This window comes from Litoribacter ruber (genome assembly GCF_018449405.1).
GTDB lineage: Bacteria > Bacteroidota > Bacteroidia > Cytophagales > Cyclobacteriaceae > Litoribacter > Litoribacter ruber.
In genome coordinates this window covers 81,099-103,574 of record NZ_JAHCMY010000004.1, presented here as the reverse complement: position 1 = coordinate 103,574, position 22,476 = coordinate 81,099, and the positions used below count along the sequence as shown (strand labels likewise).

Annotated in this window: 22 protein-coding genes; 12 read left to right on the top strand and 10 right to left on the bottom strand. The window is 43.9% G+C overall.

The features are described 5' to 3' along the window. Positions 1 to 6 precede the first annotated feature (6 nt). Complete coding sequence (locus KI659_RS09260; protein WP_213945066.1) at positions 7 to 1,176, bottom strand: AIR synthase related protein; 1,170 nt, start codon at positions 1,174 to 1,176, stop codon at positions 7 to 9. A gap of 344 nt (positions 1,177 to 1,520) precedes the next feature. On the opposite strand from KI659_RS09260, the gene KI659_RS09255 reads away from it, so the two are divergent. The 5 genes from KI659_RS09255 to rodA are packed head-to-tail and all read left to right on the top strand — an operon-like array spanning position 1,521 to position 6,978. Then, entirely contained in the window at positions 1,521 to 2,549 is a 1,029-nt protein-coding gene (locus KI659_RS09255) for a rod shape-determining protein (RefSeq protein ID WP_035076270.1), read from the top strand. A 7-nt stretch (positions 2,550 to 2,556) separates the two neighbouring features. After that, positions 2,557 to 3,390 (top strand): rod shape-determining protein MreC, encoded by an 834-nt coding sequence (gene mreC / locus KI659_RS09250; RefSeq protein WP_213945065.1) that lies wholly within the window; start codon positions 2,557 to 2,559, stop codon positions 3,388 to 3,390. Continuing rightward, positions 3,383 to 3,904 (top strand): rod shape-determining protein MreD, encoded by a 522-nt coding sequence (locus KI659_RS09245; protein WP_213945064.1) that lies wholly within the window; start codon positions 3,383 to 3,385, stop codon positions 3,902 to 3,904. Before mreC ends, KI659_RS09245 begins: the two co-directional genes overlap by 8 nt. Beyond that, positions 3,904 to 5,706, top strand: a complete 1,803-nt coding sequence (gene mrdA / locus KI659_RS09240; protein WP_213945063.1) for a penicillin-binding protein 2 — start codon at positions 3,904 to 3,906, stop codon at positions 5,704 to 5,706. Before KI659_RS09245 ends, mrdA begins: the two co-directional genes overlap by 1 nt. Then, the gene (gene rodA, locus KI659_RS09235) at positions 5,707 to 6,978 is read left to right on the top strand and encodes a rod shape-determining protein RodA (RefSeq protein WP_213945062.1); all 1,272 of its coding nucleotides are present in this window, start codon (positions 5,707 to 5,709) and stop codon (positions 6,976 to 6,978) included. It begins immediately after the preceding gene. Between the two features lie 64 nt (positions 6,979 to 7,042). Here rodA and KI659_RS09230 read toward each other — a convergent pair whose 3' ends face one another. Further along, the gene (locus KI659_RS09230; RefSeq protein ID WP_213945061.1) at positions 7,043 to 8,152 is read right to left on the bottom strand and encodes a hypothetical protein; all 1,110 of its coding nucleotides are present in this window, start codon (positions 8,150 to 8,152) and stop codon (positions 7,043 to 7,045) included. A gap of 34 nt (positions 8,153 to 8,186) precedes the next feature. Here KI659_RS09230 and KI659_RS09225 point away from each other — a divergent pair, with 34 nt between their 5' ends. From KI659_RS09225 to recO, 3 genes are read left to right on the top strand one after another with little or no spacing between them, the layout of a single operon-like run. Beyond that, a complete protein-coding gene (locus KI659_RS09225) occupies positions 8,187 to 8,513 on the top strand; it encodes a 2Fe-2S iron-sulfur cluster-binding protein (protein ID WP_213945060.1) in 327 nt (108 codons plus the stop codon). A 12-nt stretch (positions 8,514 to 8,525) separates the two neighbouring features. Continuing rightward, positions 8,526 to 9,110 carry a thymidine kinase gene (locus tag KI659_RS09220; RefSeq protein WP_213945059.1) on the top strand — a complete coding sequence of 195 codons (585 nt, stop codon included), beginning with the start codon at positions 8,526 to 8,528 and terminating at the stop codon, positions 9,108 to 9,110. 11 nt (positions 9,111 to 9,121) lie between these two features. After that, on the top strand, positions 9,122 to 9,808 hold the full coding sequence (gene recO, locus KI659_RS09215; protein ID WP_213945058.1) for a DNA repair protein RecO: 687 nt from the start codon (positions 9,122 to 9,124) through the stop codon (positions 9,806 to 9,808). On the opposite strand, the gene KI659_RS09210 is transcribed toward recO, so the two are convergent. Beyond that, on the bottom strand, positions 9,801 to 10,544 hold the full coding sequence (locus tag KI659_RS09210; RefSeq protein ID WP_246535346.1) for a hypothetical protein: 744 nt from the start codon (positions 10,542 to 10,544) through the stop codon (positions 9,801 to 9,803). The two genes, recO and KI659_RS09210, sit on opposite strands and share 8 nt — an antisense overlap. Positions 10,545 to 10,646: 102 nt before the next feature. Between KI659_RS09210 and KI659_RS09205 the strand changes: the two genes are divergently transcribed. Continuing rightward, positions 10,647 to 11,627 carry an isopenicillin N synthase family dioxygenase gene (locus tag KI659_RS09205; protein ID WP_213945056.1) on the top strand — a complete coding sequence of 327 codons (981 nt, stop codon included), beginning with the start codon at positions 10,647 to 10,649 and terminating at the stop codon, positions 11,625 to 11,627. Positions 11,628 to 11,632: 5 nt separating this feature from the next. After that, positions 11,633 to 12,838: a chromate efflux transporter gene (chrA, locus tag KI659_RS09200; RefSeq protein ID WP_213945055.1), complete on the top strand. Its 1,206-nt coding sequence runs from the start codon at positions 11,633 to 11,635 to the stop codon at positions 12,836 to 12,838. On the opposite strand, the gene KI659_RS09195 is transcribed toward chrA, so the two are convergent. From KI659_RS09195 to KI659_RS09165, 7 genes are all read right to left on the bottom strand, one after another. Continuing rightward, a complete protein-coding gene (locus KI659_RS09195) occupies positions 12,822 to 14,000 on the bottom strand; it encodes an ATP-binding protein (RefSeq protein ID WP_213945054.1) in 1,179 nt (392 codons plus the stop codon). The genes chrA and KI659_RS09195 overlap by 17 nt on opposite strands. Positions 14,001 to 14,222: 222 nt before the next feature. Next, the gene (locus KI659_RS09190; RefSeq protein WP_213945053.1) at positions 14,223 to 15,167 is read right to left on the bottom strand and encodes a glycosyltransferase family 2 protein; all 945 of its coding nucleotides are present in this window, start codon (positions 15,165 to 15,167) and stop codon (positions 14,223 to 14,225) included. A 53-nt stretch (positions 15,168 to 15,220) separates the two neighbouring features. Continuing rightward, positions 15,221 to 16,912 (bottom strand): ArnT family glycosyltransferase, encoded by a 1,692-nt coding sequence (locus KI659_RS09185; protein WP_213945052.1) that lies wholly within the window; start codon positions 16,910 to 16,912, stop codon positions 15,221 to 15,223. A gap of 95 nt (positions 16,913 to 17,007) precedes the next feature. Then, positions 17,008 to 17,313 (bottom strand): ribosome hibernation-promoting factor, HPF/YfiA family, encoded by a 306-nt coding sequence (gene hpf / locus KI659_RS09180; RefSeq protein ID WP_213945051.1) that lies wholly within the window; start codon positions 17,311 to 17,313, stop codon positions 17,008 to 17,010. A 29-nt stretch (positions 17,314 to 17,342) separates the two neighbouring features. Next, positions 17,343 to 18,224 (bottom strand): tyrosine-type recombinase/integrase, encoded by an 882-nt coding sequence (locus tag KI659_RS09175; RefSeq protein ID WP_213945050.1) that lies wholly within the window; start codon positions 18,222 to 18,224, stop codon positions 17,343 to 17,345. 52 nt (positions 18,225 to 18,276) lie between these two features. Beyond that, a complete protein-coding gene (gene rpsU, locus KI659_RS09170; protein ID WP_143962538.1) occupies positions 18,277 to 18,471 on the bottom strand; it encodes a 30S ribosomal protein S21 in 195 nt (64 codons plus the stop codon). 77 nt (positions 18,472 to 18,548) lie between these two features. After that, positions 18,549 to 19,688 carry an acyl-CoA dehydrogenase family protein gene (locus KI659_RS09165; protein ID WP_213945278.1) on the bottom strand — a complete coding sequence of 380 codons (1,140 nt, stop codon included), beginning with the start codon at positions 19,686 to 19,688 and terminating at the stop codon, positions 18,549 to 18,551. A 343-nt stretch (positions 19,689 to 20,031) separates the two neighbouring features. On the opposite strand from KI659_RS09165, the gene KI659_RS09160 reads away from it, so the two are divergent. After that, complete coding sequence (locus KI659_RS09160; protein ID WP_213945049.1) at positions 20,032 to 21,348, top strand: UDP-glucose dehydrogenase family protein; 1,317 nt, start codon at positions 20,032 to 20,034, stop codon at positions 21,346 to 21,348. A gap of 94 nt (positions 21,349 to 21,442) precedes the next feature. After that, on the top strand, positions 21,443 to 22,474 hold the full coding sequence (gene galE / locus KI659_RS09155; protein WP_213945048.1) for a UDP-glucose 4-epimerase GalE: 1,032 nt from the start codon (positions 21,443 to 21,445) through the stop codon (positions 22,472 to 22,474). The last annotated feature ends 2 nt before the right edge of the window (positions 22,475 to 22,476 follow it).

Below are 22,476 nucleotides of genomic sequence, written 5' to 3'. Positions count from 1 at the left end.
AATTAATTATGAAGTGTATTCATAGTCACCATGGGGGCCAGAGATGGTTACCTTCTTGCCTTCCCCAGCCATCACGCGGCCGATAACCTGCGCTTCCACCCCGTGAAATTCAGCAATGTCAATCACCTCTTCAGCATATTTTTCATCCAGATATACCTCCATCCGGTGGCCCATGTTGAAAACTTTATACATCTCTTTCCAATCAGTTTGGCTTTCTGCCTGAATGATGTTGAAAAGAGGCGGGGTTGGGAACAAATTGTCTTTGATGACATGCAGGTTGTCTATGAAATGGAGGACTTTTGTCTGAGCTCCACCGCTGCAATGAACCAAACCGTTGATTTTTGGTCTGAGGTACTTGAGCACCTCGGCCATGATTGGCGCATAGGTTCGGGTAGGGGATAGTACCAGCTTCCCAATGTCGACAGGGGAGCCAGGGGCTGGGTCTGTCAAATTATATTTGCCTGAATAAACTAGTTCATCCGGAACAGCCGGGTCGAAGCTTTCAGGGTATTTGCTTTTCAAGACTTTGTTAAAAACATCATGTCTGGCTGAGGTCAGACCGTTGCTGCCCATTCCGCCGTTGTATTCATTTTCATATTTTGCCTGTCCGAAAGATGAAATACCTACAATCACATCATTGGCTTTGATTCTGTCGTTGGATATTACATCCTCCCGACGCATTCTGGCTGTCACGGTGCTGTCTACAATGATGGTTCGCACCAAATCACCCACATCCGCAGTCTCGCCGCCGGTAAGTACAGCGTGCACTCCGTTGTCGCGAAGCATTTGCAACACTTCTTCGGTTCCCTCAATGATTGCAGAGATGATTTCTCCGGGGATCAGGTTCTTGTTACGGCCAATGGTAGAGGATACAAGGATATTATTGGTGGCGCCTACGCAAAGCAGGTCATCAATATTCATGATGATAGCATCTTGGGCAATGCCTTTCCATACGCTCATATCGCCAGTCTCCTTCCAATATAGGTAGGCTAGGGAGGACTTGGTGCCTGCTCCGTCGGCATGCATGATATTGCAATACTCAGGGTCGTTGCCAAGCGTGTCCTCTACTATTTTACAGAAAGCGTGGGGAAACAGCCCTTTGTCAAGTTTGGAAATTGCTTTGTGGACATCTTCTTTGGAAGCGGAGACGCCTCGCTGCATATACCTTTCGTTCATGATAGGGGGGTGTATTTGGGTAGGAAACAAAGTTAATAATTTAATATTTCGAATCGAAAGTAATCTTGAGGAAAGCTTGCAGGAAATCTGTCTTTGATAAGTACAAAGCATTACGGTGGTGTAAAATGCCATTTAAACAGTATAAAATGTTATTGATGTGCAAATGGTTGATTATCAATTTTGTGCAGGTGCTTAAAGGCTTAAAAATTTAAAATAAAAAATCGCGTCTTACCATTTAAATTTTAAATTAAGGTAATAAATTTGCACTCCTCCGTTTTATTTAAGCACTTAGAGTGCTAACTTTAAAACGTTCAACTAACATCAAATAAAAGCACAAACCAAGAATGGGATTATTTGACTTTTTCTCAAGTGATATAGCAATAGATTTAGGTACAGCCAATACCTTGATTATATATAAAGATAAAATTGTGGTGGATGAGCCATCCATCATCGCCATCGACAAAACCACCAATAGGGTGCTTGCCGTAGGACGCGAAGCGATGAACATGCACGAAAAAACGCATGAAAACATCAAGACGATCAGGCCATTGAAAGACGGTGTGATTGCTGATTTCTATGCTGCCGAGCAGATGATTCGCGGGATGATCAAAATGATCCCAGGTCACAAAAAAAGCATGTTCCCACAATCCCACCGTATGGTAATCTGTATACCTTCAGGGATTACGGAAGTGGAAAAACGTGCCGTACGTGACTCCGCGGAGCATGCGGGTGCCAAGGAGGTGTATATGGTATATGAGCCGATCGCTGCTGCTATCGGTATAGGTATTGATATCGAAAAGCCAATGGGTTCCATGATTGTAGACATCGGGGGTGGTACTACTGAAATTGCTCTTATTGCCCTTTCAGGTATTGTGGCCGATCAGTCTATTCGGGTAGCTGGGGATACTTTTACCAAGGATATCTTGGATTACATGAGAAGACAACACAATCTCTTGATTGGGGAGCGCTCTGCTGAAAAAGTCAAAATTGCTATTGGATCAGCTTTAACGGAGCTTGACGATGCTCCTGAGGATTATGAAATCCGAGGAAGAGATTTGATGACAGGTATTCCAAAAGTTATCAAAGTTTCATATTCAGAGATTGCTTTTGCATTGGATAAGTCTGTTTCTAAGATTGAGGAAGCGGTATTGAAGGCGCTTGAAATCGCCCCACCAGAGCTTTCAGCTGATATTTATGATAATGGTATACACCTTACAGGTGGTGGTGCCTTGCTCAAAGGTTTAGATAAGAGGCTTCATCAGAAAACAAAACTTCCAATCCACATTGCCGAGGATCCATTAAGGGCAGTAGTGCGAGGAACAGGTACAGCCCTGAAAAACATAAATAATTTCAGAACCGTCCTGATGACCTGATGTTTGAATGCAACGCATCTTATTATTTCTATATAGCTTACGCGTATTTCTTATCTTTATCGGTTTAGAGGTTTTAGCCATTTGGCTGATCTTTTCCTACAATTCCCCCCAGGGGGCGGTTTTTTTCAATTCCTCCAACTATTTTGCAGGCTCCGTTTTGCAGGCAAGAGATGGTGTCACGGGGTATTTTACCCTCGGGGCGGCCAATGAGGCGTTGGCTGAAAAAAACGCCGAGCTTCTCAGCAGACTTTCTGTAACCATTCAGCCTGCTGACAGCGCCTATCTTGAAATAGATAGCGTTTTGGCCAGTCAGTATGAATTCCGCTCCGCAAAGGTGATCAATAATTCCATCCGTTTAAATCAAAACCACATCACCCTAAACAAAGGCCGCAAACACGGGGTGCGGGAAGGTATGGGGGTGTTTAACGAGCAAGGGGTAGTTGGCCGGGTAAAAGGGGTTACCGAGAACTTTTCTTCGGTAATTTCACTTTTGCACACTGAACTGCTTATTTCTTCCAAGGTCAAATCCTCATCCGTATTTGGGTCTACCAAATGGGACGGCAAGAATACCCGAAAGGCCAAATTGCTTTATGTGCCTCGCCATGTTATGCTATCTGAAGGCGATACGGTGGTGACCAGCGGTTACAATGCTGTATTTCCCGAAGGGATCATGATTGGAATCGTGGATGAAGTCACTAAGGGTGCAGAAACGAATTACTTGGATATCACCATAGATCTTTCCACTGAGTTTAGCAGGCTGACCTATGTCTACCTGGTTGAAAATCCATTGGAGGAAGAATTAGATTCCCTATACCAAATGTCAGGCGTACAAAATGAATAGCAGAAGTTTCATATTAGCTATACTTGGTTTTTTTGCATATATGGCCGTGCAGGCTTTTGTGCTGAAAAACGTGGTGCTATTTGGTAGCGCTTTTGCCTTTTTGTATGTAATCTACATATTGATATTCCCATTGGAAATCAAGACCATTCCTTTGATGCTGGTCAGTTTCCTGTTGGGTTTTTCGATCGATATATTTTATGACAGCTTGGGTATGCACACGGCCAGTTTGGTGCTGGTGGCATTCCTGAGAAAATCCTGGCTCAACGTCCACACCCCTACTGGAGGGTTTGACGACAACACGGATCCCACTGTTTTAAACATGGGTTTTGGCTGGTTTTTGACTTATGCCCTGCCATTGATATTAGTTCATCATTTGGCCTTTTTCTATATTGACAATTTGGGAACTGATTTATATATTCCAGTAATTATGAAGGCTGTGTCGAGTGCGGCGTTCACTTTTATATTGGGGGTAATAGTCCAGATGTTGTTTTATAAGAAAAAGAGGGGAATATAATGAACAATCCAAGGCCGGCTATATTAGTAGCTTTCATTGTTTTGATAGCGGGGGTGCTTCTTACGAAACTGTTTTTGATCCAGGTAGCGGATGATAGTTTCCTCAAAAGGGCCGAAAGAAACGCTATCCAACGTGTAGTGGACCACCCCTACCGTGGGCTGGTCTATGACCGTAATGATAAGTTGTTGGTGTACAATAACCCGGTTTTTGATCTGATGATCATTCCCAAGGAATTTACTGTGAAGGATACAGCGAAATTCTGTCAGCTTTTTAAAATCGAGAAAGAGGAACTTATCGACAAATATCAGGCAGCCCGCAAATATTCTTGGGTGAAGCCTTCCCCTTTGATGAAGGCTATTTCAAATGCTGAATTTGCTCGGATTCAGGATTTTTTGATTGATTATCCAGGGCTCTTCGTGATGACCCGCTCAGTGAGGGCTTATCCCCAAGCCAGTGCTGCCAATGCCTTGGGCTATATCGGGGAGATCAGCGGCAACCAACTGAAAGCGGATTCTACCAGATATTACCGGCAAGGTGACTATGTGGGCCTGGCTGGATTGGAAAGATATTATGAGGATGACCTAAGGGGCAAAAAAGGCGTCAAGTATAAAATGGTCAATGTCCGGGGTATTGACAAAGGCTCCTTCAAAGGAGGGGAGTATGATACCCTTTCACTTGCCGGTAAAAACATCCAATCCACCATAGATCTGGAGCTTCAGCTATATGGTGAAAAACTGATGGCAGGGAAAAGAGGTTCCGTGGTGGCTATAGAGCCTAAAACAGGCGAGATACTTTCCATGATTTCCGCACCTAGCTATGATCCAAACATCCTTGCGGGATCTAGATTTGGAAAAAATTACGGCGTGCTGACTATGGACGAGACCAAGCCTCTCTTCAACCGCCCTATTATGGCCATGTATCCTCCAGGGTCCATTTTCAAAGTGGTTCAATCGCTTATAGGGCTACAAGAAGGGGTTTTGCAAACCAATACCGTATTTAGCTGCAATCAAGCTTTGGTAAAATGCCACCCGCATCCCAACCCAACTAATTTATTTGGCGCTATCAAGTATAGCTGTAACCCCTATTATCACCAAGCATACCGTAAGATGATCAATAGGGAGGTTTCCAGCAACACGTTCAAAGATACCCAGATCGGACTCGACCAGTGGAGAGAGTCAGTGATGAAGTTTGGATTGGGACAGACCTTGGGGATAGATATGAATAATGAAAAAGGTGGTTCAATCCCTTCAAGCGCACTTTACAACCGTATTTATGGTGAAGGTAGATGGAAGTATTCTACCATTTACTCCCTATCCATTGGGCAAGGTGAAATGTTGGTGACTCCACTACAGATGGCCAACTTGGCTGCTATTTTTGCCAACAAGGGCTGGTACTATCCGCCTCACTTGGTGAAAACCATCGATGGGGAGCGGGCCAATATTCCAGAGAAGTTTAGGACAAAAGTGGAGGTAGGAATAGATGCCCACCATTTTGATATGGTGCATGATGCGATGAATGAAGCCTTGATGGGGACGGCCAACCGGGCCATCATTAAGGATATCGCCATTGCCGGTAAAACCGGGACAGCTCAGAACCCGGCTGGAGCCGATCACTCGGTATTCGTAGCATTTGCCCCTAAAGAAGATCCGCAGATCGCTATAGCGGTATATGTGGAAAACAGCGGATTTGGCGGACGTGCGGCTGCCAGTACGGCAAGTTTGATGATTGAAAAATACCTCAGAGGCCACATCACCAGGCCGGCGTTGGAGGATTATGTGTTAGCAGGTAAATTTCTTTATTAATTGAGGCAGGACGATTTATATATCAACAAAATTGACTGGATCACCATTCTGATCTACATAGCCCTGGTCACCATGGGCTGGTTCAATATCTATGCTGCTGTGTATGACGAGCAGGCAGCCAAGAGTATTTTCGATTTTTCTATCAACTCAGGTAAGCAGCTAGTATGGATTGGAACGGCCATATTACTTATTACAGTGATTATGGTGGCCGACTACCGGCTTTTTGACAACCTCAGTATGATCCTGTTTGGGTTTTTCCTGTTTATCCTTCTTTTGACGCCCTTTTTCGGTAAAGAAATCAACGGCCAGCGGGCATGGTTTGAAATCGGGGTGTTTCGATTGCAACCAGCGGAATTTGCCAAATTTGCTACGGCTTTGGCCTTGGCAAAATTCATGGAGTCCCCCACTTTTGACCTTTCCAAAACCAAATTCCAGATGCGGGCATTGGGTATCATTGCCCTGCCGGTGGCTTTGATCATGCTGCAGCCTGATACCGGCACAGCGATGGTTTACAGTGCATTTGGTATCATGCTCTTTAGGGAAGGAATGCCCCAGAGGTATTATGTGTTTGCCCTCAGTTTTGTGGCCATCTCCTTGCTTTCCTTGGGGATTGAAGAAAACCTTTACTTGGCAGCCGGAGTAGGGGTAGTAATTGCAGCTTTGATTCTTATTGGGAAAAAAACCTGGCAAAGGATCACGGCACTTACAACAATCGGCTTGATCGTGATAGCCTATTCATACAGTTTGGATTATGTCGTTTCCAAACTTCCAGATCACCAGCAAAACAGGATCATGGTACTGTTTAATCCCGACCTTGACCCGCTTGGGGTAGGGTGGAATGTGACCCAATCCAAGATCGCCATTGGATCAGGAGGCTTTATGGGGAAAGGGTATCTAGAAGGTACACAGACTAAATTTGATTTTGTGCCGGAGCAACATACCGACTTTATTTTCTGTACTCTTGGGGAAGAGTTTGGCTGGGTTGGGTCGGCTGTGATGATTGGATTGTTTGTAGCCTTACTGATCCGATTGGTGTTTCTGGCAGAGAGGCAAAAGACCCGGTTCTCCAGGATATACGGCTACTGCGTGATGTCCATTCTGCTTTTTCACTTCACGATCAATATAGCCATGACCATTGGCTTATTTCCTGTAGTGGGGATCCCGTTGCCCTTCTTTAGTTATGGTGGATCTTCATTGTGGTCCTTTACCATCCTGTTGTTTATATTTATAAAGCTGGATTCCCACAGGATTCAATTATTGGGAAGACATTAACAAAAAAAGAGTACATGCCATGTGTACTCTTTTTTTGTTCATTTTTTCGAGAATTGCCTAACTTTTACTTGCTCTCAAATTTCCGGAAAACTAATTGCAGAAATTCGTTGACTTCCTCGGAGTGCTTGTTCCAATTCAGTTCATGCACATATCGCTTGTTGAGCAACTCCACCGCTTCCATAAAACTGTCACAATTGTCAATGGATTTCAAAGCATGCTTCATCAGGTCATGGTTGCCTTGAAACAGCTCCCGGGTAAACATGAATTTTTGGTTCAAGGCCAATCCATCTGTGAGGGTGTCAATGCTGCCCTTCATGTAGCTGTAGGTTTCAGATTCAAATTTGGCCCAGGTTAAGGCCGGATCAATTTCCTTTTCGCTCTCCCCAGAAACAGGCATTTTAGGCTGCTGAGGTTCTGGGTTTGTGGACTGTTCTTCATTTATTTCAGGCTCTTTGACAGCCACTGGCTTTGCCTCTACCGTCACTTGTTCCTTTTGTAGAGGTTCAGGCTTTGGTTCAGGTTTTGGTTCAGGTTTTTCCGGTGTTGGGTTGTGGGATTTGTCCTCAAAAAGCTGAATGAGTTCCAAATGCTGGATCTGGTTAAGCGGTTTGAGCAAAATCTCCGGGTTGTCCAGGTCACGGTGGATAGCCTGGTACTTGTTGCGCAAGGCCATTTTCAGGTCTGGCACGGTGAGTCCCATGGATGCCTTGTCCATCAAGTGGGTCAAGAGTTCATGGTGCCATTTGATGTACTTTTTGGAATCCTTATAATATTGTTCGTTCTCCTGACCTTTGTCGATAAGGATATTGAAAAACATGAAGGGGTCAATAGCCAGGATGATGGTGTCTTCCACGGCCTCTTTGAGTAGGGGCTCGAAGTATCTTCTCTCCACTTTGATGGATCGGGACAGGACGTTCATAAATTCCTTCAGAGCATTGTCAACGGCAATATCACGGTAGTCGAAATAGGGACTTTTTTTCAATTCCTCCATTTCTTCCTGCCAGGCATTGAATAAAGACCGAATGGTCATCAAATTGACCTGCTGGCTTGGAGTAAGCTGGATGATTTCTTGTCCGGTCATATATTTCCTCGAGCGGAAATATTCGTCGCAAACGGATTCAGAAACCTTTTGGGCATAGGATTCTAAATAATTGAAATTAATTTTATCAGTCATTGTTATATGGTTTCACAGTAAGTAGACATGGATCATGCCTAAAATCATTATCGAAAACATGAATTTCAGGGAAATTGATGTTCCCAAACCGGACTATAAAGTTATTGAAATTATTCATGAAAATTACATTGACTGGATGCATGCCTGCGGGAAAAAAGGGCGGTGCACCAGTTGCAAGATGATAGTGTCAGACGGTATGGAGAATCTGACACCTATGAACGATAAAGAACAATTTTTTGCAGAAAAAGGCAGGTTAAAAGTGAATGAAAGATTATCTTGCCAAGCTAAAATTATGGGTGGGACCTTGGCGATCCGAGTTGCCGAAGAAAATAAGTTTCCCCATATTGAGTACAGTGAATAAGTTTGGTCACGCATGTTTATAGAACCTTCCATAGGGAAAAACACATTAAAGGAAAAAGCTGGTCATATCGAGGTGATCTGTGGTTCCATGTTTTCCGGTAAAACAGAAGAACTCATCCGTCGCCTTAATAGGGCGCTCATCGCAAAGCAAAAGGTTGAGATTTTCAAGCCTGCTGTCGATAAGCGTTATCACGACATGGACGTTGTCTCCCATAATGAAAACGCAATTCGCTCCACTCCAGTACAGTTTGCAGATGATATTATGCTCTTGGCCGGAAACTGCGAGGTAGTAGGCATCGATGAGGTTCAGTTTTTCGACACCCAGATTGTGAACTTGGCCATTTCTCTGGCCAATTCTGGCAAGAGGGTTATCATGGCTGGTCTAGACATGGATTTTGCCGGCAGCCCGTTTGAGCCGATGCCCCAGCTTTTGGCCATAGCCGAGTATGTGACCAAGGTTCACGCCATTTGCATGAAATGCGGAGGACTAGCCTCTTATAGCTTTAGACTGTCCGATAGTAAACAGAAAGTGATGCTCGGGGAAAAGGAAAGTTATGAGGCCAGGTGCAGAAAATGCTTTTACGAAGATAAAAAATAGACTTCCGCTGTATGCTTCGCAAAACCTCCGGTATAGTCATCAGCTACTTGAAGTATAGGGAAACCTCCATTATTGTCAAGATTTTTACACGTGAACTTGGGCTGAAAAGCTATATAGTCAACTCCGTGCGCAGCTCAAAAGCCAAAACCAAAATGGGCTTTTTTCAACCCCTTACCATTTTGGAACTGGTAGTTTACGATAAAGAGAAGGCCAACCTCAACCGCATTTCAGAGGTAAAGCTGAAATTGCCTTACCATTTTATTCCATTCGATTTCCAAAGGTCAGGCGTGGCAATGTTTGTGGGCGAGGTGTTGGGTAAGGTGATCTATGAGGATTATCAAAACGAAGCCTTATTTGATTTTTTGACGCATGCGCTGAGCCATTTGGATCAAGAGTCCACCAGGCTTCATTTGTATCCCCAATCTTTTTTGCTCGAAACGGCCAAGTTTCTGGGGTTTGGCTCAGACGATCCACACGAGCTGTTTTCCCAATTGTATGGTCTTGATCAGCAGGATGATTTTATAAGGGAGGAAAAAGGGTATCTGGGAGAATTGATGGATGATCCGTTTTCCAATGATCTCAAGGTTCCAAGCATCTTCAGGAAGAAAATGCTGGATGACCTATTGTCCTTTTATAAAATGCATGTGGAGGGTTTTGCGGAATTGAAATCCATCAAAGTGCTTCGTAGCCTTAATTAACCTTGATCCGTTTTTGGGAAGAAGTGAATACGCCCTCCAGTTCAGAGCCGTCAGCTTTGATCAGGCTAACCTCCAGCTTGTATTCCCCCGCAGGCAGCTGGTCCACACGGATAGGCTCGATTTCATCGGTGGTAAATTCGTAACCGTTAAGCTTTATCCTCACCATATAGCCATCATTTTTCAACTCCCCATCCAAAACCATAAAATCGACGATTACCTCGTCACCTGTTCCGTATTCCTGCTCATTGAGGGGGAGGTTTAGGATAAGAAATGGCTCATCGTTTTCGGGAAAGGGCTGGCTATCCATTACCCTGAAGTCCCTGTCTACATAATTTCCAAATTCCTTCAGCGCCAAACCTTCCTCATCCACCAAATAGGCTACGGCGCGATAAGTGCCCTGATTGAGTTCTTTTTGGAAAATGGGCATGTTATAGCCAATAGGATCGTTCCCGTTCAGCACCATTTTCAACTGAAAGCCCATTCCCTTTTCCCCGAACGGATAGTTTTTGACATTAAATTCGAAGGGGACCTTGTTGGAGCTAAAGTTCTGGTTGCCAAGGGGGCTGTACATTTCCAGAATGGCATCTGGGTAATCGGAGTGCTCTGTATAAGTGTAAAAATGTACCGAATGTTCATCCGTGTCTCCCTCGGCAGGAGCTGTGACTAGGTTTTCCGACTTTCTTTCTCTTTTGCCATCGCAGCCTACAAAAGTGGCAACCATAACAAAAGCTAACATTCCAATAGCATTTCTCAGCATAGCAAAGCGGGTTCTGTTTGGTTAAAGATATTTAATTTTAGGCGAAAATAAATTAACTTGCGGTACAAAATAACAAATTACATGAGCGAAATTCTGTATAATGAAATTCCATCTTTGGATTTAGCGGATTTTACTTCCGGAGATGCTGAGAAGAAAGCGGCGTTTGTACAGGCCTTGGGCCAGGCTTACAACAACATAGGTTTTGCAGCCATCAAAAATCACGGCCTATCGCAAGAGCTTCAAGACAAGCTGTATGCTACGATTAAAAAGTTTTTTGCATTGGAAGACAGTGTGAAATCCCAATATGAGAGACCTGAAATCGGTTATCAAAGAGGCTATACGGGTAAAGGAAAAGAGCACGCCAAAGGTAGAAATACAGGTGATCTCAAGGAGTTTTACCACGTTGGACAGGATCTTAATGATATTCCTGATTCAGATGCGATCAAATCCGAATATCCTGAAAATGTTTTCCCTTCTGAAATTGCCGAATTTGAAGAGGTGACTTTGGAGGTTTACAAAACCATCGAAGCCGCTGGTAAAAACATGCTAAGAGCTATCGCGCTTTATCTGGAATTGCCGGAGGATTATTTTGAGAACAAGGTAAGGTTTGGGAACTCCATCCTTCGACCTATCCACTATTTCCCAATCGAGAACCCTGATGAAGTGCCTGCTGATGCCGTAAGAGCTGCAGAGCATGGTGATATCAACCTCATCACGCTTTTGATGGGTGCAAGTGCCGATGGGTTGCAGGTGTTGCGAAAAGATAACCAGTGGATCCCGATCACCGCCCTGCCTGATCAGTTGGTAGTGAATGTTGGAGATATGTTGGAAAGATTGACCAATAAGAAACTGAAGTCAACGATCCACAGAGTGGTCAACCCTCCAAAGGAGAAAATGAACAGCAGCCGATATTCGGTGCCATTCTTCATGCACCCAAGATCCGAAATGGACCTTACTTGCTTGGATAGTTGTGTGGATGATCAACACCCTAAGGAATTTGAAGATGCTACAGCAGGAGAATTCCTTGACGAGCGTCTAAGAGAGCTTGGATTGAAGAAGTAAGATAAGTGGCTGTCAAGAGAGTTCGTTATTATTTCTATCTGCGAGATGTATTGGTTCTCTCAGTGACAGCCTTTGGAGGCCCACAGGCATTTCTCGCCATGGTATTGGATATCATGGTGAGAAAGCGGGGCTACCTTTCCGAAAATGACCTCATGGAGCTGAATGCGCTGTGTCAGGTCTTGCCTGGACCAACCTCTACCCAGACCATTTCGGCAATAGGCTACCGCATTGGCGGACCTAATTTAGCCTATCTTTCTCTTTTTGTGTGGATTTTGCCAGCCACCCTTCTGATGATCCTGGCGGCTGTGCTGATTGATTTTTTGCAGGAAAATACTGCTGGGTCGCTGGACTTTGCCAAATTCATCCAGCCAATGGCTATCGGGTTTATCATTTTTGCAGCCCAAAAGACCATTCGGATCATGATTCAGACCAAGGAAGCCATGGTGCTGATGATGCTTTCTGCTTTTGTCGCTTTCTTTTATAATTCTCCCTTTGTGTTTCCCTTGATGTTGGCCATAGGTGGTCTGAGTACTTCCCTGAAGTATAACAAGCAGCCCAAAGTCAACGACAAGGCTATATTAAATGTGAAGTGGGCAAATTTTATCCTCTGGGCAGGGGTGTTGATCGGAGCGGCTGTGTTGGGGCATTTTACAAGGTTGTTGCCCATTAGGCTATTCGAAAACTTTTATCGAAACGGTAGCTTGATATTTGGGGGAGGGCAGGTGCTGGTTCCCTATCTATATACCGAGTTTGTGGAGTTCAAAAACTACCTGACTTCTGAAGAGTTTTTGACCGGCTACGCAATTTCTCAAGGACTGCCCGGGCCAACTTTCAGCATCAGTACTTACATAGGCGCGTTGTCTATGCGCGAATTTGGGCTGAGCGGAAAAATCTTGGGTGGTTTTATCGCTGCGGCAGGAATTTTCCTTCCAGGGACATTTTTGATATTCTTTGTGATCAGGTTCTGGGATGGTCTGAAAAAATACAGACCGGTAAGGGCGGCTCTTGAAGGTATCAACGCGGTAAGTTGCGGAATGCTGCTGGCTGCTGCCTATCTGCTTTTCGAACCTTTGGACGCCAATACCTTCAATATTTTAGCCATTGTGGCCACCTATGCCCTGCTGCAGTTTACCAAGCTTTCCTCACCGCTGATCATCGCCCTGGGGATCGTAGCGGGAATCAGTTACAATTGGGTTATTGCGCTGATTTAATTTTCTGCATCAAGTCAAATAAGCTTACCGCCCACAAATCATTTCCCAAGGGAAACTCATCATGTCCCGCAAAGACAATAAAACGACGAACCGCTTTTATGTCTTCACATGAGATCAAAAAACCTTTAGATGCCTTTGGGCTAAGAGTTCTTTTGATTTCAATCGCCCAGACTTCATCTTTGATAATCAGGACCAAATCGATTTCGGCACCAGCCGAAGTGCGGTAGTAATAATAATCACTTCCTTTGGGCAAAACTGAAAGGATGTTTTCAATAATAAACCCTTCCCAGCTCGACCCCACCACCGGGTGGCTCAGAAGGCTTTCCATGTTGGGGATATTCAGGAGCGCATGAGTCAAGCCTGAATCTCTGATGTAAACTTTTGGACTCTTTACCAGTCTTTTGCCCCCATTGTTGTGCCATGGACGTATCTGCCTGATGAGCAGTAAGTCTTCCAGCATCTCCACATAGCTTTTTATGGTTGGCGAACTCAAGTCCATGCTCGCCGCGATTTTGCTAAAATTCACCTGCTGGCCTTGCTGGTGGGCAAGTATGGTCCAGAGGTTTCGCAACCGGGTGGCGGGAATCATGGTTACAATTTGAGGGATGTCCCTTTCCAAGTAAGTGGTGATGAAATTTCGCCTCCACCGTATGCTGTTGTATTCAGACTTGGCCAGGAAACTGTCAGGGAAACCTCCTCTAAGCCATAATTGGTTCAAGGGGTTTTCTGACATGCTTTTTATTTCCAGAAGGTTAAACCCAAATAGTTCTTCATAGGCGATTCTGCCAGCCAATGATTCGGAAGATTGCTTGATCAGCTCTAAAGAGGCAGATCCCAAAATCAAGAATTGCCCAGTCCGAAACCCTTTTTTTCTTCTCCGATCTATCACTCCTCTTAATACCTGAAAGAGTTCGGGCATTCGTTGGATTTCATCCAAAATGATAAGCCGGCCTTCGTGAAAGTCAAAATAGGCTTCCGGATCGGCTAGCCTCACTTTATCTGCGGGGCTTTCCAAATCGAGATATATGGCGTCTTGGTCCATACTTTCCGCTACTTCCTGCGCTAGTGTGGTCTTTCCGACCTGCCTGGGACCCAATATTGCAACTGCTGGGAAATCCTGCAAGAGGTCATTGAGTTCATATGTTATATACCGTTTTATCACCTTGCAAATTTAAATAATGATTTTAAATTTGCAAGGTAAAGTACGGGTTTTAACCTTGTAAAATTAAAGTATATTTTTAAATTTGCAAGGTAGAATGATTAAAGTAACCTTGTAAATTTAAAGCGGCATTTTATATTTACAAGATAAAAAGTTGGTATTCAGGCTGTTTTAAGGGTTTTGGGGGTTTTGGCTGATTTCGGAACAAAAATGAAGCTATATCCATTAAATGTCGCCAGTAAATACTTCTTTCACTTTGTAGGTTTTTTTATCCTGTGATTCAAAATATGTCCTTACGATGATTTCCGCAATGATGCCAGTGGTGATCAGCTGAATCCCGGCTAAAAGGAAGATGAATCCCAGTAATAGGATAGGCCTTCCCCAGATATCCGCACCCAATATTTTGTCTACAAGTAGGTAAAGGTTGATTATTATACCGATCAGGAAACTGAATAGCCCCAAGGTTCCAAATATATGGATTGGACGCTGTAGGTATTTTTGGAAAAAAAGCATGAGGATGAGGTCAGCAATAACCTTGAAGGTCCTGCTCAGTCCGTATTTTGAATCTCCATGGATGCGTGGATGGTGTTTTACAGCTACTTCGGTCATCGTTGCACCTTCTTGCTTGGCCAAAACCGGGATGAACCTGTGGAGTTCCCCGTACAATTCCATGTTCTGGGCTATTTGGGCTTTGTAAACCCTTAAGCTACAGCCATAGTCCTTTAGGTATACTTTGGTGGTGTTCCGGATGACATAATTGGCAATCTTGCTGGGCAGTTTTCGAAGTACAAAGCCGTCTTTCCGGTCTGCCCGTCTCCCTGCTACCACATCCCAGTTTTCGTCAATAGCCTTATTGAGCATCATCGGGATGTCAGAGGGGTCGTTTTGCAGGTCCCCGTCCATGGTGGCAATGTATTGTCCCGTGGCGTGGTCAATACCCGCGGCCAAGGCAGTGGTTTGGCCGTAATTTTTATTGAAAATGATCAGCTTTGTCCTTCTGTTGGCTATTTTTTTTACTTCTCTGATGGTTTGGTCGGAAGAGCCGTCATCAACCAGGATAAGTTCGTAATCGAGCTCTCCCATTGCTGAATAAACAGCATCCAGCAAGGGTTTGATGTTTTCTTCTTCGTTGAAAACGGTGACTACGACTGAGAGTTTGGGAATGTGCATAGGGTGGAATTTTGCCAAATTTACTCTTTTTATACCGTGGCAGCAAGCTGGATTTAATGGTTGGCTAGTAGCGGCCCGCTGGAGCGTACCTCAATCAGATAATTTGGTGTAAGCGCTTTCTCCCGGGTGGAAGGGTTTAGAAACCGGCCTTTTAATCGGGAAACATGGAAAGCGCCTTTTTCCGCAAGGTTGTCTACCTGAAGATTGGTCTGGGATTGGAGGAAGTTTAATCCGTCGTTATTTACATACAAAAATATGGGGCCGCTGGCGACCTTGTCCAATATGTCCTCGTACGTTACCCTTTTGTGTAGGTGCTTGCTCTGGAAATCGAAAGAATAACTGTGCATCTCAAAGAAATAGGTTTGTTCTTTATCCAGCCTCATTCGCTCTGCTTCTTTGGCCAAAGCAGTTCCTCCTTGGTATTTTAAAAGTTGGGGATAGAAATTGACCTGCATCATCATGTTGACCCCCACACCGACAGAAAGGGAGAGCATGACCATGGAGGCCCATTTTTTTTCTAATTTTTTCCAGTAAGCCAGATAAACGGCTGCGATGGACAATGGGAGGATGATGGCCCAGCTTGGGAAGGCGAAAACATTCACCGTTATCGCCAGCAAGGTGATCAAGATTAGAACTACATATTGGACATTCCTTATGGCAGGTGAGATCTCAAATTTAACCAAGGCCGCTGCAGTCACAATTGCCATGAATGGGAAAAGTGTGTTGAGGTAGTGCGGAAGTTTGAAACCGGCTAAAGAATAAATTCCCAGCAGAAATATCAGCGTTCCCATTGTCATCCAATCCAATCCGGTTTTGGAGATAAGCTTTTGTTTTAGCCCTTTGGCAATGCCGAAATAGAAAAGGAAGGACCAGGGCAAAAATGCCCAAAGGATGGTGTGTAGAAAAAACAGGTAGTCCTTGCTGCCGTCACCACCCCAAGTTTCCCCGTCAAATCGCTCAAAATTCTGGTCCCAAAGGATGAATTTTATTCCTGAAATATTTTCCCTGCCTCTAATGACCAAATCAGGGTTTAGGTCGAATTGGATGTAATACGCATATAGTACTGGGCTGGAAAATATGAAAAATAGCGGTATGGCCAGATAGGCTTTATAGTCAAGAAAAAACTTCCAGTCCTTTTTTTCCACTAGGTAGAAAAGGAATGCGAAAACCGGCACTGCGGGGCCAATCATGCCTTTGGTCATGAAGCCAAGGCTAAGCCCAAGGGCTGTTCCGGCAAGATAGGGCCAGGATCTAAACTGATAATATCCCCAAGCTTGCCAAGCCGCAAAGATCATGGATGCTGTAAGCATGGCATCCATTCTCACATCGCTGTTTGCCAGGATAAAGGCAAAGCTGGTGGCTAAAATTGCAGTGGCGAGCCATCCCGTTTTTTTGTCGTAAAGTCCGCTTCCCAGCCTAAAAGTGGAATATAGGCCGAGTAAGGTAAAAAGGAAAGAGGGAAATTTGTAGGCAAACGCATTAATTCCAAACAGGTTGAAGGAGGCAGCGCTGGTCCAGAATAGCAAGTGGGGCTTGTCCAAATAGGGCTTGCCTTTGTCGATAAGGCTGATGTAGTCACCAGTTAGCACCATGTGTAGGGCTATGTTGGCATGATGGGCGGAATCTGAATCCATCAAAGGGACGAAGAGAGCAAAAATATAAGTCAGGAATAAGCCGGCAAACAGTAGTAGTAAGAAAAGTTGTGTGGAGGTGTGATTTGAAGGCTCAGTTAGGTTAGTGTTCATCCCCGGAAATTTTTTATGCAAATTTATGGATTATTTCCACATGGGGGTAGGGGTAAATAAAAAGCCCTCTTGAACAAGAGGGCTTAGGGGAGGGTTTATTGTTTTGCCAGCAAGGATTTCTCCTTGTGCTTTTTAAGCTGCCTTCTTAACTGCTCGACTGCTTCGTCCGCGGCAGCTTCAAAAGAACCGTTTTGGGTTTTGGAAAACAGTTGTTTTCCGGGTACATTCATTTTGATCTCCACGACCTTGTTTTCACTTCTGTCATTTTTATCTAACCTCATGAAAACTTCTCCGTCAATGATACGATCATAGTAGGTGTCCAGCTTGTCCGCTTTTTTCTGAATAAAATTGATGAGCTTCTGATCAGCGTCAAAGTGGATTGAATGCATCTGTAATTTCATAATCGTTACGGTTTATAGTTAAACTTTTATTAAGCTTTAGGATGTGCTTGATCAAACACGGCCTTCAGTTTTTCCATGGAATTGTGGGTATATACTTGGGTGGCGGCCAAATTGGCGTGTCCAAGTAGATCTTTCACGGCGTTGAGGTCTGCTCCTTTATTGAGAAGATGGGTCGCAAAAGTGTGCCTCAGGATGTGAGGGCTTCGTTTGGAAGTTTGGGCAAAAAGATCTAGATAATGCTTCACTATACGGTAAATTTTCATCGGATATGCCGGCTCTCTTGTAATTGTAACGATAAAATAATCACAATGGTCTAGATTATGAAATGTTTTTTCAAATGATTTTTTGTATGAAATAATATTTTGTTTAAGGACTTTTGTGATTGGAATTATACGTTCTTTTTGCCTTTTCCCCAATACTCTAACGAGATCGGAATTAAGGTCTACATCCTTCCATTTTAGGTTCAAAAGTTCGGATAAACGCACCCCCGTGAGGTAGAGAAATTCCATGACCATCTTGTCCCGTTGTCCTTCAAAATCCTCCTGATATTGGATTTCTGACAGCACTTCTTCGACGTTCTGTTCCGATATGAATTCGGGCAATCTTTTTGGGGTTTTGAGCGCCTGGATTTTATAGGTGGGGTCTTTTTGGATTTGGCCTTCCTTCAACAAAAATTTATAGAACGAGCGCAGGGTGGCAATCTTCCTGTTAATGCTTCTGGGAGAAAGGCCGCTTTCGACCAGGTCGATTACCCATGCTCTGATTTCAGCATGTTGGGCGTCCTCGAGAGGCGTTTGAAAGGCTGTCTGGCCGAACTCCTCAAACTGCTCCAAGTCTTTCTTGTAGGCGGTAAGGGTGTGTTGGCTGGCCCTTTTGGTGTGTTGTAGGTAGGTTATAAACGACAAAAGCATATTAGTGAATATTTACACTAATATGCTTTATTTATCTTGAGAAAGAAAATGATTAACCCATTTCCTCAGTTTGCATTCTTTGCTTATAAGCAGCTTTGATGACTTCAGTTCTTCTTTTGATAGAAGGTTTCTCAAAATACTGTCTTGCTCTCAGTTCTCTGATTGCTCCAGTTCTGTCAAACTTCTTCTTGAATCTTTTCAAAGCTTTTTCGATAGATTCGTTTTCTTTAACGTTTACTACGATCATAATTTTACACCTCCTTTCGAAGTGCAAATGTAGCCAATTATTCTGTCAATCCAAAAAGAAGTCCTGATTGTGGAATATTATTTCAAGATTTGACGTCCGATTACCAATTTTTGTATCTCAGAAGTACCTTCACCAATCGTACAAAGCTTGGCATCTCTATAGAATTTCTCCACCGGATAATCTTTGGTAAAGCCGTATCCACCAAAAATCTGCACAGCCTCATTTGCTACTGATACAGAAACCTCAGAGGCATAAAGTTTAGCCATCGCGCTTTCTTTGGTTACGTTTTGTCCTTTGTTTTTCAAGTCCGCAGCCTGGTAGATAAGCAGTTTTGATGCTTCTACCTGGGTGGCCATATCGGCAAGTTTGAAGCTGATGCCTTGGAAGCTGCTGATAGGCTTGTTAAACTGTTGTCTTTCCTTGCTATACTGGATGGCTGCTTCAAGAGCGCCCTCGGCAATTCCCAGGGATAGGGCAGCGATGGAAATTCTTCCTCCATCCAAAATTTTCATCGACTGGATAAAGCCATCACCTACTTCTCCTAACACCTGGCTTTTATGGACTCTGCAATCTTCAAAAATCAGCTCAGCCGTTTCTGAGGATCGCATGCCTAACTTATCTTCTTTTCTGCCGCCTCTGAATCCAGGGGTGTCACGATCAATAATGAAAGCCGTCATGCCATGGGAATCACCGACTTCTCCAGTTCGGGCAATGACCACTGCCACATCTCCGGATACACCGTGGGTAATGAAGTTTTTGGCGCCATTCAATACATAATAATCACCATCTTCTACAGCGGTGGTTCTCATGTTTCCAGCATCCGAACCGGTGTTGGGTTCTGTCAAGCCCCAAGCACCTAGAAATTCGCAACTGGCCAGTTTGGGGATGTACTTTTTCTTTTGTTCCTCATTGCCAAACATCATGATATGTCCGGTACAAAGGGAGTTGTGGGCAGCCATGGAAAGGCCTATTCCCGGGTCAAGCTTGGTCAGTTCCACAATGGCAGTCACATATTCGAAATAACCGAATCCTGATCCTCCATATTCATTGGGAACCAGCACGCCCATAAGGCCAAGTTCTCCAAGTTTTTTAAATAGCTCCAATGGGAATTTTTGCTCGTCATCCCATTCTTTTCTAAAAGGGGTAATTTCCTTTGCTCCAAAATCCCGGATCATTTCCGCGATCATTTTTTGGTTCTCATTGAGTCCGAAACTCATCATAATTTTATAAGTTTATTTGGGTTTGCAGTTCAAAATTCCAAATTAGAGAATCTTTTTTTGAATTCTTGCATGGAATTTGACTTAATTTTGAAAATGGTTTTTTTAAAGGGAACCAGACTTTTATATTTGTTGGCGTAAATTTTGTTTATAGGATCTCGAATTTGTTGATTTTATTCGGATATCACTTCGAAGGATGCAAATCACCCTTAAATGAATTTTTAAGAGAATCTTCCAAGTTTTTTACTCATGAGGATTCGCCGCGGTGACCAGCCGCTTTGTTTTAAAATAATCAGAACAGGTAAAAATTGTTTTTCACTAAATCATTTTACAAAAATTAATTATGAAAATTACAGTAGTAGGTACCGGATATGTAGGTTTGGTAACGGGTACATGTTTTGCCGATGTAGGTGTGGAAGTGGTCTGTGTAGATGTAGACCAGAAGAAGATAGATAATTTGAAAAAAGGTATTATGCCTATCTATGAGCCAGGTTTGGAAGAGATGGTAGTGCGTAATTATAAAAGCGGAAGGTTGCAGTTTTCCACCGATTTAGGTGAAGCAATAAAAGGAAGTGAAGTGGCGTTCATCGCGGTAGGCACCCCTCCGGGTGAAGACGGCTCTGCTGATTTGCAGTATGTTTTGGCCGTAGCCGAAGGTATCGGTAAAAGCATGGATGATTTCATGGTAGTGGCTACCAAGAGTACCGTACCGGTAGGTACAGGTAAAAAAGTGCATGCGGCCATTCAGAAAGCCTTGGAAGGAAGAGGCAGTGACTTGGGTTTTGCAGTTGCTTCCAACCCTGAGTTTTTGAAAGAAGGAGCCGCAGTGGAAGATTTCTTGAAGCCGGACAGAATCGTGATTGGTGTGGAGGATGAAAAAGCCGAAGCTATCATGAAGCGCCTTTATAAGCCTTTCCAGCTTAGCGGTGACAGAATCATTTATATGGACATCCCATCTGCGGAAATGACCAAATATACGGCTAACGCCATGTTGGCAACCAAGATATCTTTTATGAACGATATCGCCAACCTTTGCGAGCTAGTGGGCGCAGATGCCAACATGGTGCGAAAGGGGATCGGTTCCGATCCTCGTATCGGCAACAAGTTCATTTACCCAGGTGTAGGTTATGGTGGATCTTGCTTCCCCAAGGACGTGAAGGCTATCATCCGAACTGCAAGAGAGTACAATTACGAGTTGAAGGTATTGCAGTCTGTGGAGGATGTAAATGAGAAACAGAAATATGTGCTTTCCAACAAAGTGAAAAAGCACTTTGGAGAAGATCTTTCTGGAAAGACTTTTGCCATGTGGGGACTAAGCTTCAAGCCAAATACAGATGATATGAGAGAGGCTCCTGCATGCGTGATTATCGATGAATTATTGGCTGCTGGCGCGCAAGTGAAGGCTTATGATCCTATTGCCATGAAAGAGGCAAAAGAGCATTATATAGGTGATAAGATTACTTATTGCAATGATGCTTATGAAGCCCTAGTTGATGCAGATGCATTATTGCTTGTAACGGAATGGTCTGAATTTAGAATGCCAAGCTGGAATGTGTTGACCAAGCTGCTGAATGACAAGGTGATTTTTGATGGTAGAAACATCTACGATCCTAAATACTTGAAAGAGCTTGGGTTCACCCATTATGGAATCGGTATCTAATTAATACATTATAATTTAGAGTGAAAAGCATAATCAGGTGAGTTTATTCCTTGATTATGCTTTTTTTATTACAAATAAAATTGGATTTTTAGCTATGAAGAAAAAAATATTGATCACGGGAGGAGCCGGATATATCGGTTCCCATACCGCTGTAGCACTTTTTGAGGCAGGTTTTGAGCCGGTTGTAATCGATGACTTTTCCAATTCTGACAAATCCGCAGTTAGGGGCATCGAGAAAATTGTGGGGCAAGAAGTTAAGCTTTACGAAGGTGACTGCAATGATGTGAAACTGATGGAAGAAATTTTTTCCACAGAAGGAATCGCAGGAGTTATCCATTTTGCAGCCTATAAGGCAGTAGGAGAGAGCACTGAGCATCCCTTAAAGTATTACAAAAACAACGTAGGTTCCCTGCTGGTGCTTTTGGAGACCATGCGGAAATTTGAGGTGGGCGACATTGTTTTCTCTTCATCCTGTACCGTCTATGGTCAGCCAGATGAAAACCCTGTAAAGGAATCAACCCCCCGCAAGGAGGCCGAAAGCCCCTATGGCAACACAAAAAAGGTATGCGAGGATATCCTCAACGATTATGTGAAAAGCAAGGCTCCGGTGAGAGTGATAGCATTAAGGTATTTCAACCCGGTAGGTGCACACCCAAGTTCGGCCATTGGAGAGTTGCCGCTAGGGGTTCCCAATAACTTGGTGCCATTCGTAACCCAAACGGGAGCTGGGCTCAGGGAGCAATTAACTGTTTTTGGGGATGATTACGATACCTCTGACGGTACGTGTATTCGGGACTATATCCACGTGGTGGATTTGGCCGAAGCTCACGTAAAATCCATTCAGCACCTTGCTGATAAACCTGCGACTTATTTTGACCTATTTAACTTAGGTACAGGTGAAGGCAATACCGTTTTGGAAGTGGTAAAGACATTCGAAAAGGTAAGCGGGGAATCCTTAAAATACAAGATAGGCCCTAGAAGGTCTGGCGACATCGAAAAAGTGTGGGCCAATACGGATAAGGCAGAGCAGGTCCTGGGATGGAGATCCAGACTGAATCTTGAGGATGCCCTCAGGGATTCCTGGAATTGGCAATTGAGTTTGAAGGAAAAAGAAAAGATGAGCTAACA